At 76.0% G+C, this 15,355-nt stretch carries 13 protein-coding genes; 9 read left to right on the top strand and 4 right to left on the bottom strand.

The window, feature by feature from the left end:
* Positions 1-11 precede the first annotated feature (11 nt).
* The 4 genes from ABEB06_RS14135 to ABEB06_RS14120 all read left to right on the top strand — a co-directional run bounded on the left by ABEB06_RS14135 (position 12) and on the right by ABEB06_RS14120 (position 4,379).
* Positions 12-2,387 (top strand): beta-ketoacyl synthase N-terminal-like domain-containing protein, encoded by a 2,376-nt coding sequence (locus ABEB06_RS14135; protein WP_345697213.1) that lies wholly within the window; start codon positions 12-14, stop codon positions 2,385-2,387.
* Positions 2,384-3,436: a DUF5988 family protein gene (locus ABEB06_RS14130; RefSeq protein WP_345697212.1), complete on the top strand. Its 1,053-nt coding sequence runs from the start codon at positions 2,384-2,386 to the stop codon at positions 3,434-3,436. The genes ABEB06_RS14135 and ABEB06_RS14130 overlap by 4 nt, the downstream gene beginning before the upstream one ends.
* A 10-nt stretch (positions 3,437-3,446) precedes the next feature.
* The gene (locus ABEB06_RS14125; RefSeq protein ID WP_345697211.1) at positions 3,447-3,623 is read left to right on the top strand and encodes a hypothetical protein; all 177 of its coding nucleotides are present in this window, start codon (positions 3,447-3,449) and stop codon (positions 3,621-3,623) included.
* Positions 3,624-3,773: 150 nt separating this feature from the next.
* Entirely contained in the window at positions 3,774-4,379 is a 606-nt protein-coding gene (locus tag ABEB06_RS14120; protein WP_345697210.1) for a response regulator transcription factor, read from the top strand.
* 15 nt (positions 4,380-4,394) lie between these two features.
* On the opposite strand, the gene ABEB06_RS14115 is transcribed toward ABEB06_RS14120, so the two are convergent.
* The 4 genes from ABEB06_RS14115 to ABEB06_RS14100 form a co-directional block, all read right to left on the bottom strand.
* On the bottom strand, positions 4,395-5,633 hold the full coding sequence (locus ABEB06_RS14115) for a sensor histidine kinase (protein ID WP_345697209.1): 1,239 nt from the start codon (positions 5,631-5,633) through the stop codon (positions 4,395-4,397).
* A gap of 110 nt (positions 5,634-5,743) precedes the next feature.
* The gene (locus ABEB06_RS14110; protein WP_345697208.1) at positions 5,744-7,195 is read right to left on the bottom strand and encodes a SagB/ThcOx family dehydrogenase; all 1,452 of its coding nucleotides are present in this window, start codon (positions 7,193-7,195) and stop codon (positions 5,744-5,746) included.
* Between the two features lie 37 nt (positions 7,196-7,232).
* Positions 7,233-9,533 carry a TOMM precursor leader peptide-binding protein gene (locus ABEB06_RS14105; protein ID WP_345697207.1) on the bottom strand — a complete coding sequence of 767 codons (2,301 nt, stop codon included), beginning with the start codon at positions 9,531-9,533 and terminating at the stop codon, positions 7,233-7,235.
* The gene (locus ABEB06_RS14100) at positions 9,530-9,775 is read right to left on the bottom strand and encodes a hypothetical protein (RefSeq protein WP_345697206.1); all 246 of its coding nucleotides are present in this window, start codon (positions 9,773-9,775) and stop codon (positions 9,530-9,532) included. Before ABEB06_RS14100 ends, ABEB06_RS14105 begins: the two co-directional genes overlap by 4 nt.
* A 239-nt stretch (positions 9,776-10,014) precedes the next feature.
* Here ABEB06_RS14100 and ABEB06_RS14095 point away from each other — a divergent pair, with 239 nt between their 5' ends.
* From ABEB06_RS14095 to ABEB06_RS14075, 5 genes are all read left to right on the top strand, one after another.
* Positions 10,015-10,833 (top strand): AfsR/SARP family transcriptional regulator, encoded by an 819-nt coding sequence (locus ABEB06_RS14095; protein ID WP_345697205.1) that lies wholly within the window; start codon positions 10,015-10,017, stop codon positions 10,831-10,833.
* 33 nt (positions 10,834-10,866) lie between these two features.
* The gene (locus tag ABEB06_RS14090; RefSeq protein ID WP_345697204.1) at positions 10,867-12,129 is read left to right on the top strand and encodes an acyltransferase domain-containing protein; all 1,263 of its coding nucleotides are present in this window, start codon (positions 10,867-10,869) and stop codon (positions 12,127-12,129) included.
* Positions 12,130-12,183: 54 nt separating this feature from the next.
* Positions 12,184-12,450, top strand: coding sequence for an acyl carrier protein (locus ABEB06_RS14085; RefSeq protein WP_345697203.1), 267 nt, complete (start codon positions 12,184-12,186; stop codon positions 12,448-12,450).
* A gap of 123 nt (positions 12,451-12,573) precedes the next feature.
* Positions 12,574-14,352, top strand: a complete 1,779-nt coding sequence (locus ABEB06_RS14080; RefSeq protein ID WP_345697202.1) for an acyl-CoA dehydrogenase family protein — start codon at positions 12,574-12,576, stop codon at positions 14,350-14,352.
* Positions 14,353-14,513: 161 nt separating this feature from the next.
* Positions 14,514-15,344, top strand: coding sequence for a 4'-phosphopantetheinyl transferase family protein (locus ABEB06_RS14075; protein WP_345697201.1), 831 nt, complete (start codon positions 14,514-14,516; stop codon positions 15,342-15,344).
* Positions 15,345-15,355 lie beyond the last annotated feature (11 nt).

Raw genomic sequence — 15,355 nt, 5'->3', positions numbered from 1 at the left:
TCCGAACCCTCTTGCAGGACCAACTGAAGCTCTCCCGGCGGCTGAAGGCCCGGATCCGGGAACTGGAGGAACAGCGCGGCGCCCCGCTGGCCGTGGTCGGCACCGCGCTGCGGCTGCCCGGCGGGCTCACCACCCCCGAGGCGTACTGGGACTTCCTGCTCGGCGACGGCGACGCCCTCTCCGGGATCCCCGAGGACCGTCCCGGCCTGCGCGCGGTCTACGACGAGCGCCCGGACCGCCCGGGCCGCAGCTACGTCGACCGGGCCGGCTTCCTGGCCGACGTGGCCGGCTTCGACGCCCCGTTCTTCGGCCTCTCCCAGCGGGAGGCCACCGCGCTCGACCCGCAGCAGCGGCTGCTGCTGGAGACCGCGTGGGAGGCGATGGAGCGGGCCGGGGTCGCGGTCCGCCGCCAGGACCGGCTGAAGGCCGGCGTGTTCGTCGGCATCATGTCCTCGGAGTACGTGGAGCGGATGGCCGCGCCCGAGGACAAGACCGGCATCGACCCGTACTACGGCACCGGCGGCGGCCACGCGATGGCCGCCGGGCGGATCTCCTACGTGATGGGCTTCACCGGCCCCGCGGTCAGCGTGGACACCGCCTGCTCCTCCTCGCTGGTCGCCCTGCACCTGGCCGCGCAGAGCCTGCGGCGCGGCGAGTGCCGCTACGCGGTGGTCGGCGGCGCCAACCTGGTGCTCTCGCCCGACCTGATGGTCTCGCTCTGCCAGAGCAAGGCCCTCGCCCCGGACGGGCGGTGCAAGACCTTCACCGCCGACGCGGACGGCTACGGACGCGGCGAGGGCGTCGGCGCGGTGGTGCTGATGCGCCTGGACGAGGCCGAGCGCGAGGGCCGCCCGGTGCTGGCCGTGCTGCGCGGCACCGCCGTCAACCACGACGGCGCCTCCTCCGGCCTGACCGTGCCCAACGGCCCGGCCCAGCAGGAGGTGCTGCGCGCCGCGCTGGCCGACGCCGGGGTGGCCGCCGAGGAGGTCGGCTACGTCGAGGCGCACGGCACCGGCACCTCGCTCGGCGACCCGATCGAGGTCGGCGCGCTGGACGCGGTGCTGGGCACCGGCGCCGACGGCCGGCCGGAGCCGCTGCTGGTCGGCTCGGTCAAGTCGCGCCTGGGCCACCTGGAAGCCGCCTCCGGGCTGGCCGGGCTGATCAAGGTGGTGCTGATGCTGCGGCACGGCCGGATCCCGGCCGCGCTCGGCCCGGCGGACGGCGAGCTCAACCCACTGATCCCGTGGGACCGGGTGCGGGTCGCGGTCGAACGGCGGAGCCGCGACTGGCCCGCCGCGTACCCGCGGCAGGTGGCCGGACTGAGCGCGTTCGGGATGAGCGGCACCAACGCCCACGTGGTGCTGGAGGCGTACCGGCCCCCGGCGTCCGACGAGCGGTCGGGCGGCGGGCGGACCGAGCTGGTCACGCTCTCCGCGAAGCACCCGGAGAGCCTGGCCGCCCTGGCCCACCAGGCGGCCGGCCGGCTGGCCGCCGCCGAGCCGGCGCAGCTCGCCTCGCTCTGCCACACCCTGCGCGCCGGCCGCGCCCCGTTCGAGCACCGGATCGCGGTCACCGGCCGCACCGGCGCCGAGCTGGCCGCCCGGCTGCTGACCGCCCTGGAGCGCGGCGGCGCCGGCGAACGGGCCGCCGCCGCCCCCGCGCCCCGGCTGCGCGCCGTCGCGGGCTCGCCCGACTTGGCCGCCGCCGTCGACGCGCTGGCCGCCGCCCACCCGGAGCTGGTGCCGGACGGCGGGCAGCCGGAGGAGCGGCTGCGCGAGCTGCTCAGGCAGCTGGGCGTCCGGACCCGGCCCGCCCCGGCCGGCCCCGGGGCGACGGCCCGCCCGGCGGAACTGGAGTGGGAGGGCCGCACCTTCCCGCTGGCGGGCGCCGACCCCGACCGGGCGCCCGCCCTGCTGGCCGCCGCCCTGGCGGAGCTGTACACCGCCGGCGCCGACCTGCGGCTGGACGCGCTGCGTCCGGCCGGCGCCCGGGTGGTCGGCGACCTGCCGACGTACCCGTTCCGCCGCCGGCGGCTGTGGATCGAGGAGCGCACCCCGGCGGCCGGCGCCGCGCCGGAGCCGGTGGCCGAGGCGGCGACCGGCCGCGGCCGGGAGCGGGCCGCGGTGGTGGAGTTCCTGCACGCCGGGCTGCGGGAGATCCTGCACGCCCAGGAGGCGCTGAACGACCGGGAGACCTTCCTGGAGCTGGGCGGCGACTCCTTCATCGCGATGCAGCTGACCCTGCGGATCGAGGAGGCGTACCGGATCGAGGTGCCGCTGGAGGAGTTCCTGGAGGACGTGCCGCTGGCCACGCTGTTCGAGCGGCTGGCCGACCACGTGCTGGCCGCGGGCCAGGCGGTCGCGGCCGGCGGGGCGCGCTCCGCATGACCGGGACCGCGACCGCGACCGCCGCGCCGGCCCGTCCCCGGGTGGTGGAGGACCCCGCGCTGCGGGTGATCGCCTTCCACCACGCCGGGGGCTCGGCCGCCGTCTACCACCCGATGGCGCGCTGGCTCCCGACCGACTGGGAGCTGCTGCTGGTGGACCTGCCCGGCCGGGGCAAGCGCCACCAGGAGGAGCCCGAGCCGACCCTGGACGGCGCGGTGGCCGCCGTGCTGCCGCAGCTGGAGCCCTGGCTGGACCGGCCGTTCGCGCTGTTCGGCCACAGCCTGGGCGCCCTGGTGGCCTTCGAGGCGGCCCGGGCCCTGGAGGCGGCCGGCCGGCGACCGCACTGGGTGGGCGTCTCCGGCCGGGTCGCGCCGAGCTTCCAGGCGCACACCCGGCGGGGCCTGTACCGGCTGGGCGACGCCGAGCTGCTGGACGAGCTGCTGGCGATGGGCGGCACCCCGGACCGGATCCGCGAGGTCCCCGAGTTCGTGGAGCGCTTCCTGCGCACCAGCCGGGCGGACCTGCGGGCCGCCGAGTCGTACGCCCCGCACCCCGACCGGCGGCCGCTGGCCGCGCCGCTGACCGCCTTCCACGGCTTCCAGGACCCGTGGGCGCCGACCGCCATGGTGGCGGCCTGGGAGCGGGAGACCACCGGTGCCTTCCGCCGGGTCGGCTTCCCCGGCGGGCACTTCTACTTCCTCGGCGGGGCCTTCCCCGAGCTGGCCAGGGCGGTGGCCGCCGAGGCGCGTGAGCCGTTCTCCAGCGGCCTGCCGCACGATCCGGACAGCCAGGCTGTCCAGCCCGACGCACAGCCCTGGGTGAGGAGGAGTCAGATGACCCAGAACAGTCCGAACGCCGTTCTCGTCGGCGGACCGGAGGCCATTCCCGAGGACCAGCGCATCCGGTACGTCCCCGACCGCGACGGCAAGGTGAAGGTGCCGTGGCGGGCCGGCTACGAGCACTTCGTCGCGACCGCCGACCGCCGCACCGTGGGCGGGTCCGAGCTGGGCGTGTTCGCCTGGGCCGGCCGCACCGCGATCGCGGAGTAGGGGGCCGGCCATGGCGAACAGCGGCGCTGCCCCGCGGGCGCTCTGGTCCCGCGCCGTGCGCGAGCTCTACCGGATGCTGTCCAACGCCGGCGCGGTGCAGTACGCGCTGCCGATGCCGCCGGTCGAGGAACCCGCCGCGGCGGATCCGCGGCCGGCGCCGGTCCGGGAGCGCGTCCCAGTCGGCTGACGGACCGTCACTCCACCCTCGGGGCACCGGGAAGCGTTCGTCCCGGTGCCCCTTCGTCTTGGGCGAACTCCCAGGATTCAGTGGTAGAAACTGAGGCGCGGCCCCGGGACCGGCGCCGTATCACGGGGGCGGTTCGAACGGGGTTTCGCGGTGATCAAAGTCATGCTCGCCGAAGACATGAACATGGTGCGGGGCGCCCTGGTGGCCCTGCTCCGGCTGGAGCCGGACATCGAGGTCGTGGGCGAGGTGGCATCGGGCGACGAGATCGTCCCCCGTGCCCTGGAGTGGCGGCCGGACGTGGCCGTGGTCGACATCGACCTGCCCGGCGTGGACGGGCTGACCGCGGCCGGCCGGCTGCACCAGGAACTCCCCGGCTGCCGCTGCCTGGTGCTCACCAGCCTGGGCCGGCCCGGCAACCTGCGCCGGGCGCTGGCCGCGCACGTCGCCGGGTTCATCCTCAAGGACGCCCCGCCGGACCAGCTGGCCGAGGCGATCCGCGGGGTGGCCCGCGGCGGCCGGGTGATCGACCCGCAACTGGCGCTCGCCGCCTGGGACTCGGCGGAGAACCCGCTCACCGCGCGGGAGTGCGAGGTGCTGCGGATGGCGGCCAGCGGCGCGGAGGTCTCGGAGATCGCCCGCGGCCTGTTCCTGTCGCCCGGCACCGTGCGCAACTACCTGACCACCGCGGTCACCAAGCTCAACGGCCGCAACCGGGTGGACGCGATCCGGATAGCCGAGCAGGCCGGCTGGCTGTGACCGGCGGCGGGTGACTCAGGCCGCCGAGGCGGCCGGCGCGGTGCCGTCCACGGCGTCGCCCCGGCCGCCCGGCAGCGGCACCCGGGCCTCCAGCTGGAAGCGGCCGTCGCCGCGCACCCCGGCGGTCAGCCGCCCGCCGAGCGCGGCGACCCGGGCGCTGAGGCTCTCGATCCCGGTGCCGTGCCGGCCCGGTGGGTCCTGCGGGGCGGGCTGCACGCCGTCGTTGACGATCCGCAGCCGGACCGCGCCGCCCCGCTGGTCCACGGTGATCCAGCAGTGTTCGGCCTTGCTGTGGCCCAGGACGTTGGTGATGCCCTCGCGCAGCACGGTCGCCAGCACCGTGTTCACCCCGGGCGGCAGCGGGTCGTGCGCGATCTCCATGCTGACCTCGATGTCGGCCGCGGCCAGCACCGACCGGCCCGAGCGGGACTCGTCGGCCAGCGACATGTCCCGGTAGCCGCTGGCCACCACCCGCACGTCGGAGAGCGCCTGCCGGGAGATCTCCAGGATCTCGACCAGCTCGTCCCGGGCCCGGCTGGGCTGGCTGGTGACCAGCCGCCGGGTCAGCTCGCTCTTCAACGTGATCGCGGACAGGCTGTAGCCGAGCAGGTCGTGCAGGTCCTGGGAGAAGCGCAGCCGCTCCTGGGCGACCGCCAGCCGGGTCAGCTCGGCCCGGTTCTTCTTCACCTCGACCACCAGCGCGGCCAGCCGGATCAGCCCGTAGACGATCAGGCCGGTGATGGTGGTGGAGACGGCCGTGTACGAGACGTCCAGCAGCTGCGGGGTGTACAGCTCCTGCAGCGCGGTCGCGCCGGCGATCACCACGCAGAAGCCGGTCCACGCCCACGGGCCGACCAGCAGGGTCAGCAGGTTGCCGGCGAAGAAGCCGGGCATGCCGATCCAGGTCGGGCCGAACAGCGGGAAGGGCAGGAAGACCAGCACCGCCTCCAGCACCAGCACCCCGAGCGCGGCCCGCGAGCGCGGCGCGGGCGCGTACGGGGTGAAGTGCAGCAGCTGCAGGGCGAGCAGGGTGCCGACGCTGACCAGGAAGACCACCAGCTGGGCGGCGCTCGGCTGGACGCTCAGGGTGCGCAGCCCGGCGAGCGCGGCGAACCCCGAGAACACCACGGTGACCACCGCACGGGCCAGCAGCGGGGCGGGCTCGGCGAGGTCACCGGGGGGTGGTGCGAGGGTCTCGCGCGCCGGTCTGGCGGCGGGCTCCGAACGGGTGGCGGCGGTCAACCGGCGTGGCATGTCTCCCCCGAGCGCAGATGTCGCAAGCGAGCCCATGCTAGCCGCGAGGGCGCGATGGATCTGGTGTTCCAACCGATCGGTCCCGGCCGTTCCCGGCCCGGTCGGATCGTTCACCGACCGCGGTGACCTGCTCCGATCACGAACTCCCCGACGCTGGACTCGATCCGCCAGTCCAGCCCGAAGGCCCGCGCCGAGGACTCGATGTCGCCGAAGGCCACCGGGTGCGGGGTGAGGCCCATCGCGGTGGCCACCAGCGACAGGGTCTGCTGCACCACGCCGACGTGCCGGAGCGTCGCCGCGTACGCCATCCCGCGGTAGATCCACGAGGTCCGGCCGAACCGGGCGGTGAGGGTGATCAGCACCGGCGGCGGCGCCGGCAGCCCGGCGGCGATCTGTGCCGTCCCCAACAGCTCTACCACGTCCGCCTCCTGGCGGTTGATCAGGGTGAGCCGGTGGTCCAGCGGGTCGTAGTGGTGGATGCCGCGCGGCAGGCCGGGGCACTCGCCGACCACCACGTACAGCTCCAGTTCGTACAGCGAGCCGGTGGACGGGTACGGCCGGTCGCTCACCGGGTACGGGTCGGCGGCGCCGTGCTCGCCCACCCCCAGCGAGCGCACCCGGGCCGCCCGGTACAGGAGTTCACCGAGCTGCTCGGCGGTCGGCGGCCGCTCCGGGCCCGCCTCGGCGGCCGGCCGCTCCGCCTCCAGCACCGCGGTGAACCGCCGGTCGGTGGCCAGCAGCCGGTCCATCGCCGGGCGGTGCAGGGCGATCCGCGGCCCGGCCGGCGGCGGTTTGACGGCCGGCTCGGCCGGGCCGCGCGCGCCGTGCGGGAAGACCGCGCCGTACGGGCCGTCGTGCCGGCCGAGCCGGCTGCGGGTGTGGAACAGCAGGTCGGCCTCGGCCCACAGGCCCAGCACCGGGTCGCTGTCCTCGGCGAACCGGGCCGGCCCGCCCGGCGGGTCGGGCTCGCCCGCCACCACCGTCCCGGCCGCCGTGAGGTGGGCGACCAGCTCGGCGGCCAGCGCGGCCGGCAGGCCGAGCGCCGCGGCCAGCCGCTCCGGGGTGGCCGGGCGGGTCAGCGCGGCGGCCAGCGCCACCGCGTCCGGGTGGTGCAGCAGCACCCGGTGCAGGGCCAGCGGCGACTCCAGCACCGCGCCCTCCGGCCGGGCTGCCAGCGCCGCGAACCGGGAGAGCCGGTACGGCCGCCCCGGATCCACCGCCGGCAGCCGCAGGGCGGCCTGCCCGGAGACCGGCACCAGCGACAGCAGCGGCCCCTGGCCGCTGGCCGCGGCCACCGAGTGCACCAGCACGTGGTGCAGCTGCTCCAGCACCTCGGCCAGTCGCCGGTGCTCGGCGCTGCCCGGCACGTTCTCCAGCGAGACCGGCCCGAAGCCCATCCGGCGCAGCGACTCGCGGACCACCTGTCCCGGCCGCTCGATCCGCAGCTCGCCCCACGGGCTGACCACGGTCAGGGCGTCGCCGGCCGGGTCCTGCTCGACCAGGGTGTCCTCGCGCAGCGAGACGAGCCGCACCGGAGCCAGGGACGCATCGGATCGGGGCACGGCGAGGACTCCTCGTGGGGGTCGAGCGGGGCGCTGCTCAGATGAAGATCGGAATCGGATTGAGCCGTTCGTACGGCGTGGGCCGGGCCAGCCTGCCCAGCCGCACCGGGACGTCGTACAGGCGGCCGGGGGCGAACCGGGCCCAGAAGTGCCGCAGCCCGGGGACGATCACCTTGACCACCGGCAGGCCCAGGTCGGGTCTGGTCTGGTCGAGCACCAGCAGCTCCATCCCTCGCTCCTCGACCAGCCGTCGGACGTGGTGCACGTCCTCGCGCAGGTCGCGGCGCGGCCGGTACGGGTGGTCGGCGGGGCGGATCGCGGCCGCGGCGGGGTCGGGCACCAGGTGGGGCTGGTCGCCCGTGGTGCAGTGGCGCCACCAGCGTAGGGCCTCGGCGTCGCCGCCCGCGTACCCGGTGCCGTCCGGGCGGGCGCCGAGCACCGCCGGGAGGAGCTGGTTGACCTCGGTCAGCGCGCGGCGCAGGGCCAGGCGCGGGTCGAAGTGCGCGCCGAAGCCGAACACGATGTCCTCGGCGGGCTTGTCGGTGCGCCGGGAGAGCGCCACCACGGTCGGCACGCCCAGGTCGGAGGTGACGTCCAGGGCCCAGACCTCGCGGCCGAGTTCGGCGTGCACCTCGCGCAGCTGCTCGGTCCAGGGGTCGGCGAAGGCGTCCAGGTCGATGCCGGGCTGCCGGGTGCGGTTGTACCACCAGAGGGCGACCGCGTCCCGCTCGACCAGCTCCAGGAAGCCCTGCAGGACGGCGTCCTCCAGGCTGCTGCCGGCCGCGTTGCCGTTGGAGTCGGCGTGGCACGGCGCCTCGCCGGGCTCCTTCGGCGCGCCGAAGTACAGCGCGGCGGTGGGCAGCAGCCGGTGCCGGCCCTCGGTGACCGACCAGACCGGGGACCAGTCCAGCACCCGGTCCGGGTCGAACGGCGCCGGGACGTGCTGGAAGCCGTTGTGCCGGGCGTTCCACCCGGCCCGGTCCGCGTACTGGCGCTCGTCGAACAGCAGCCAGCCGGACGGGTCCAGGGCCCGCTCGCCGAGCGAGCGCAGGCTGCCGCGCAGGCGCGGCTCGTCCCCGTGGAAGTGGCCGCTGTGCCGCTCCACCGCCTCGCCGAGCGCGCTCACCCGGCCGTGCAGCTCGGTGACGCCCTTGCCGCCGTTGCTGGAGCGCAGCCCGGCCCGCAGCGCGCCCAGGCTGTGCGCGCCGACCGCCAGGTTGGAGCCGGCCAGGAAGGAGTTGAGGAAGGCCGGGCCGCGCGGGTCGCGGCGGATCTCCTTGACCACCCCGGTCACCGGGCTGATCAGGTGGCCGTACCGCTCCAGGACCTGCTCGGGGGGCAGCGCGCGGTGCCCGCCGCCGTCCCCGCCCGCCTTCGGGCGGGAGGCGAACTCGACCGGCCGCCACTGCCGTTCGGCCATCAGCCCGGGGTCGCCGCAGGCCCGGCACTGCGGGCGGGCGGGCAGCGCGTGGTGGCGGCCGGCCATGGTCAGGGTGTCCAGCGTCCACACCGCCTGCTGGGACGGATCCCGCCAGCCCGCCAGCCACTTGGCGGCCTCCAGCGCCACCAGGTGGGCGGCCAGCGCGGACAGCGCGGCGAGCCCGGCAGCCGGCCGGGCGGCGGGGCCGGCCTCGCCCAGGGTGTGCTGGACGTGCGCCTCGGCCCGGCGGTGGCCCCACAGCCGGTGCGCCAGGCAGGACCAGCAGGCGCCGCCGGGCCGGAACACCGGCCCGATCCACACCTGCCGGCCGTACGGGCGGGCCAGCAGCCAGGGGCGGCCGGCGGCCAGCCGGTCCGCGTTCACCGCGGTCAGCTCCGGGTCCAGGTAGTCGTCGGCGAGCACCACCGTCAGGTCGGCCTCCGCCGGGTCCGCGGTGACGGTCAACCCGGCTGTCAGCAGGGCCTGTTCGGCCTCGGCGCGGCCGGTGCGGCCGAGCGCGGCCAGGTGCACCCGGCCGGCCGCCGTCCGGGCCGCGGCGATCGCGCCGTCCAGCCCCGCGGACTCCCAGTACGCCAGCTCCGACTCCTCGGCCGCGGGCGCGCCGGCCGGGCGCAGGGCCACCAGGCCCTCGTCGGCCAGCCGCCCCATCAGGGCGCCCAGCCGGGCGGGGGGAACGTTCGGCGCCGCCTCGCGCAGCAGCGTCTCCAGGTCCCGGGTGCCGTCGAGCAGCGGGGTCAGGGCCTCCATCTCGGGGCCCTGCACCGCCGTCACGCCGTCCTCCGAGAACAGGTAGGTGGCCTCGCCGACCACCACGACGGGCCGCAGGTGGCGACGGAATCCGACCAGCGGCGAGGAGCCGGTGCTCCGTGCGGCGGTGTTCCCCCCGGGCGCCGTCATGCCGCGGCGAGCCCGGCGCGGCGGACGGCGACGGCGGACAGGCCGGCCAGGGCGTCGGCCGGGTGCGGCTCCGGGTCCGGGGCGACGCACAGGCCGACCGACAGGGCCAGGACCGGGGTGTCGGCCAGCGACCAGCGGTCGAAGGCGTCGATCGTCAGGTCCGTCGGGGACGCGTCGGCGGCCACCGGCAGGGCGGCGGTGAGCAGCGACCGGAGGTCGGCGGTGGATCCGGGGTCGGACATGGGGTGCACTCCACTCTGCTTTCGGGGCGGGGTGGTGCTCTGACCGGGACGGCCATCGCCAGCATTCTGAGTTCGGCCGGCGCGCCCCCACCAGTGGCCCGCTCACGCCATCGGCATGAGAAATTCACGGATTCCGCATGCGGAACCTCATCCCCACACCGTGAGCCCGGCACTGGTCGCCGAGGACCCCCGCTTGACACCCTTTCGGGAAGTTCCATGGCCGGATGGGGGAGTATCCGATGCAGGTCAAGGTTCTGGGCCCTTTGGAGGCCACGGAGTTGGGAGAGTCCATCGTCCCGACCGCGGGAAAACCCAGGCAGGTGCTGGCGCTGCTCGCGCTGTGCGCCGGCCAGGTGGTGCCCGCGACTGTCCTGATGGACGAATTGTGGGGCGCGGACCCGCCGCGCAGCGCGCCGACCACGCTGCAGACGTACATCCTGCAGCTGCGCCGGCGCCTGGACTCGGTGTTACGGCCGCACGGCCCGCGCACCGCGAAGGACGTGCTGCGCACCCAGTACAACGGCTACGTCCTGGAGATCCGCCCCGAGGAGCTGGACGTCCAGGAGTACGAGCGGTACGCCGCGGCCGGCTTGCAGGCGCTGGACGCGCACGACGACGAGGCCGCCTCCCGGCTGCTGGGCACCGCGCTCGGCTGCTGGCGCGGACCGGTCCTGGTCGACGTGCAGGCCGGCTCCCGGCTGGCGATCGAGGTGATGAGACTGGAGGAGAGCCGGATCGGCGTGCTGGAACGGCGGATCGACGCCGACCTGCGGCTCGGCCGGCACCACGAGCTGCTCAGTGAGCTCGCGGTGCTGTCCGTGCAGCACCCGTGGCACGAGAACCTGCACGCCCAGCACATGCTCGCGCTGTACCGGTCCGGCCGGCAGTGGCGCGCGCTGGACGTCTTCAAGCGGCTGCGCGCCACCATGGTCGACGAGTTCGGTCTGGAGCCGTCCGCCAGGCTCCAGCAACTGCAGCAGGCGATCCTCGCCTCGGACCCGATGCTCGACGACCCGGGCCGCCCGGGCGAGGGCCGGATCGGCCGACTCGCCGTCTGACCGCCCTGCCGATCCCCACTGAGGAGCTGATTCATGCTGCCCGGAATCGGACCCGCCCCGGGGCGGGTACCGCGGCTGATGCTGTGGTCGGCCGCGGACCCGGCCGAGGAGGAGGCCCTGCGCGCCGGCCTGCGCCGCTGGATCAAGGCCCGCGGCGACCGCGGGTTCGACGGGGTCGCCGACGCCTGGGGCGCGCCCGCCGGCGGACCGGCCCGCGGCGCCCTGGTCGCGGCCGGTGCCACCGAGGCGCTGGCCGCCCTGGACGGCCTGCGGCCCGGCGCGCTGCGCGGCGCGGCCGCCGGCCCCGACCCGGTGGCGCTGCTGCTGCCGGGCCAGGGCGCCCAGCACCCGCGGATGGCCCACGGCCTGTACGGCGTGGAACCGGTCTTCACCGAGGCCGTCGACGAGGTGCTCGGCCTGCTCGGCGCGGACGGCCCGGCCGCCCGGGCCGACTGGCTGTCCGAGACGCCCCGGCTGCCGCTGGACGACGTCCGGCGCACCCTGCCGCTGGTCTTCGCCGTCGACTGGGCACTCGGCCGCCTGCTGCACTCCTGGGGAGTGCGGCCGGCGGTCCTGCTCGGCCAGGGCATCGGCGAGCAGGCCGCCGCCGCACTCGCCGAGGTGATGCGGCTCGCCGACGCGGTGGACGTGGTCCGCGAGCAGGCCGACTGGCTCGCCCGGACGCCCGAGGGCGGCATGCTCGCGGTCGCGGCCGGCCCGGACACCGTCCGCCGCCTGCTCACCGCCGGGGTCACCGTCGCCGCGGTGAACGGGCCCGACCAGACCCTGCTCGCCGGGGAGACCCGGCAACTCGCCGACTCCACCCGGGCGCTGGCCCTGGCCGGGCTGACCGCGATGAAGGTGCGGGCCGGCGCCGCGTACCACAGCCCGGTGGTCGCCTCCGCCTGCCGGCGGGCCGCCGAGGTCTACCGGCGGATCGACCTGCGGGCACCCGCCGTCCCGCTGTACTCCGCGACCACCGGCGGGCCGCTGCCCGCCGAGCTGGCCGCGGACCCGGAGTTCTGGGCCGGACAGCCGTCCCGGCCGGTCCGGCTGGAGTCCGCGCTGAACGCGCTGTTCGCCGCCGGACCGCACCTGTGCGTGGAGTGCGGCCCGGGCCAGGGCCTGAACGCCCTGGTCCGCCGCCACCCGCGGGCCCGCGGCGGCGCGGTCTCGCTGCTCAGCGCCCGACCGCGCAACGCCGAGCACGACCGGCGCAGCGCGCTCACCGCCGCCGCCCGGCTGTGGACCGCCGGGCACGAGATCGACCTGACGGCCGTCCACCGGCTCGGCTGAGCCACCCGGCCCACGGAACGGTCCGGCCCACGGAACGGAGAGGAGAGCACCGCCATGCCCGAGCCCCCCATCACCCTGACCGAGGTCGCCGCCGTCTTCGCGGCGGTCGACGGCGGCGAGGGCGTCCCGCTCACCGAGGAGGTCCTCGACCTCAGCTTCTACGACCTCGGTCACGACTCGCTGACCGTCCTGCAGGCGCTCGCCGTGCTCGGCGACCGGTACGGCGTCCACGTCGGCAAGGAGCTGGTGGTGGACGCCGAGACGCCCCGGTTGCTGCTCGACATCCTGCAACGCCTGGCGGACTGGTCCCGCAGCGCCTGAGTGGATCTCCAGCACGCACCGAGCCAGTCTCCAACGGCCCGGTCCACAGTCGCAGCCAAGTGCCCTCGTCGGACGGGTGTCCGAACACGACGACGGGCAGGGACGCAACGACTGGGGGAAGCCGTGACGGATCTGCTGGACCGGACCGACCCGCAGGCCCGGGGCTCCCGCGAGGGCCAGGAGGCCCGCCGCGCCGAGATCCTGGCCCGCCTCGCCGAGATCGAACACCACCTCGGCGACCCCTGGGACCGGCACAACCCGGTCGGGTTCGCCGCCCTGCTGGCCGCCGACGACGCCGCCGAACTGCCCGCCGAGGCGCTGCGCCGCTACCACCGGCTCGGCATCAACGCCGAGTTCGTGCCCGCGGGCCTCGGCGGCCGGCTCGCCGGACTGGACGCCCTCGGGCTGCTGCTGCGGCCGCTGTTCCGCCGCGACGTCACCCTCGCCGTCGGCGGCGCGCTGACCTCCTTCATGGCCTCCATGATGATCTGGCTGAACGGCGACGAGGCCCAGCAGAGACGGGCCGCCGACACCCTGCTCGACGGCGGGGTGATGACCATCGCCTTCCAGCAGTTCGCGCACGGCAACGACTTCGTCAACGACGAGTTCCGGGCCGCCCGCACCCCCGCCGGGACGGTGATGAGCGGCCGCAAGGCCGCCGTCAACAACGCCGAGCACGCCGACCTGCTGGTCGCCTTCGCCCGCACCGGGCCCGGCTCCGACGACAGCAGCCACACCCTCCTGCTCACCGCCCCCGCCGAACTCCCGGCCGGCCGGGTCCGCTACACCGGCCGCTACCGCACCGACGCCGTCCGCGGACTGCGGATCGCCGGGCTCGAGTTCGACGACTGCCCGGTGCCCGAGGACGCCGTGGTCGGCGACTGGGGCCGGGGCATCCCGCTCGGCCTGCGGGCCTTCCCGGTCACCCACGCCACCGTGCCCTCCATGGTGCTCGGCCTCGCCGACACCGCGCTGCGCACCGCCACCCGCTTCGCCCTGGAGAAGGGCGCGTTCAGCCGGCCCGTCACCGAGGTGCCGATGGCCCGCAACGCCCTCGCCGGCACCTTCGCCGACCTGCTGGTCTGCGACAGCCTCGCGCTCGCCGCCACCCGCGCCCTGCACCTGGTGCCCGAGCACTCCAACGTGCTCTCCGCGGTCGCCAAGTACCTGGTGCCCAAGCTGGTCGGCGAAGCGCTGTACCACCTCTCGGTGGTGATGGGCGACGCCTTCCACACCCGCAGCGGTGACCACGCGATCTTCCAGAAGCACGTCCGCGACCTCGCCATGGTCACCTTCGGCCACGTCAGCAGCGCCGTCTGCCAGGCCACCATCGCCCCCTGCCTGCCCGGCATCGCCGCCGCCCCCTGGACCGCCGAACGCGCCGCCCCCGACGCGCTGTTCCGCCCCTACGGCCCGGTGCCGCCGATCGACGCCGAGCGGCTGGCCGGCTTCGGCGGCGAGGACGGCCTGTGCGCCTACGCCGTCCGCGCCGCCGAAGGCGGACTCCGGGTCGAGGACGGCGAACTCGGCGCCATCCTGCGCGAGCAGGCCGCCGTGCTGCTCGACGAACTCGCCGAGATCCGCGCCGCAGCCCTCGAACTCGACAGCGGGGACGGACAGTTCACCGCCTCCGTGCGCGCCTTCCCGCTCACCGACCGGTACGCCCTGGCGCTCGCCGCGGTCAGCTGCCTCGGCGTGTGGCTCAACGCCGACGCCGAGCACGAGGCGTACAGCGCCCGGCCCGAATGGCTCGCCCTCGCCCTCGACCGGCTGCTGCGCCGGCTCGGCCGCACCACCGCCCCGCTGCCCGCCTCCGTCGAGGCCGCGCTCTGCGAGGAAGTGCTGCGCCGCGCGGACGAGGACCGCAGCTACGACCTCTACGACGTCCGGCTCGCCGGATGAGCCCGGCCCCCGCCGGCCCCGCTGCCGCCGTCGGCGGCGCCGGCCCCGGACCCGCGGACGCCGGGCGGGCGAGCTCGGGACCCGAGCCGCTCGGACCGAAGCCCCCGGGGCCCGGGCCCGGGTCGAAACCGGGTCCGACGTCCGGGGCGAAGTCGCTGCCGATGCCGCACCTGGTGGTCGGCCCGCAGGGCCCCTGGGGTCCGCTGCGGCGCGACATGGCGCGGCACGGCGTCGCCCTCGCCTACGGCTCGATCGCCGACTGGCGCGCCCGGCTGCCCGGCCCGCAGGACGCCGACGCCCTGCGCGAGCTCCTCGGCCGCGACTGGGACCGCTACCGGGCCGCCGCCGGGCGCCCCACCGGCGACCGCTTCCTCGCCACCCGGTCCCTGCTCAAGTACCTCGCCGCCACCGCCGTCGGCGCCGACCCGCGCGACCTCGAACTCGGCTACGCCCTCACCGGCCGGCTCTACGTCCGCGGCTGCGACCAGATCGACCTCAACCTCAGCCACACCGGCGACCTGATGCTGGTCGGCCTCACCTCCCGCGGCACCATCGGCGTCGACGTCGAACTCCTCGACCGCCGGCTCTACGGCGGCGGCGGCGAAGCCCGGATGTGCACCCCCGCCGAGACCCGGCTCCTGGAGGCCACTCCCGAGGAGCACCGGAACCTGCGGCTGGTCCGTCAATGGACGCTCAAGGAGGCTTATACCAAGGCACTGGGTCAGGGACTGTACTTTCCTTTCACGGAGTTCGGCTTCCAGGTCGACGAGAACCCGCCCCGGCTGCGCCGTGCCGACGGCTCACCGGCGGACAGCGACAGCTGGTCCTTCCGCTCGCTGCGGGTCGGTGAACGCCACCTCGCCGGCCTCGCCCTGCGCGACGGAGGCCTCGGCCGTACCGCCGACACGCGGGTGACCACCGCGCTGGACGCGTCCACCCTGGGCGCCGTCCACCGGGCGCTGAGGGCCACCGGCCCCGCTGGATCTGTCTGAGAGGAACGCAC

It is taken from the genome of Kitasatospora terrestris, assembly GCF_039542905.1.
In the GTDB taxonomy this organism is placed as follows: domain Bacteria; phylum Actinomycetota; class Actinomycetes; order Streptomycetales; family Streptomycetaceae; genus Kitasatospora; species Kitasatospora terrestris.
Note: the sequence above shows the minus strand (reverse complement) of the source record. Positions and strands in the feature narration are given on the sequence as shown.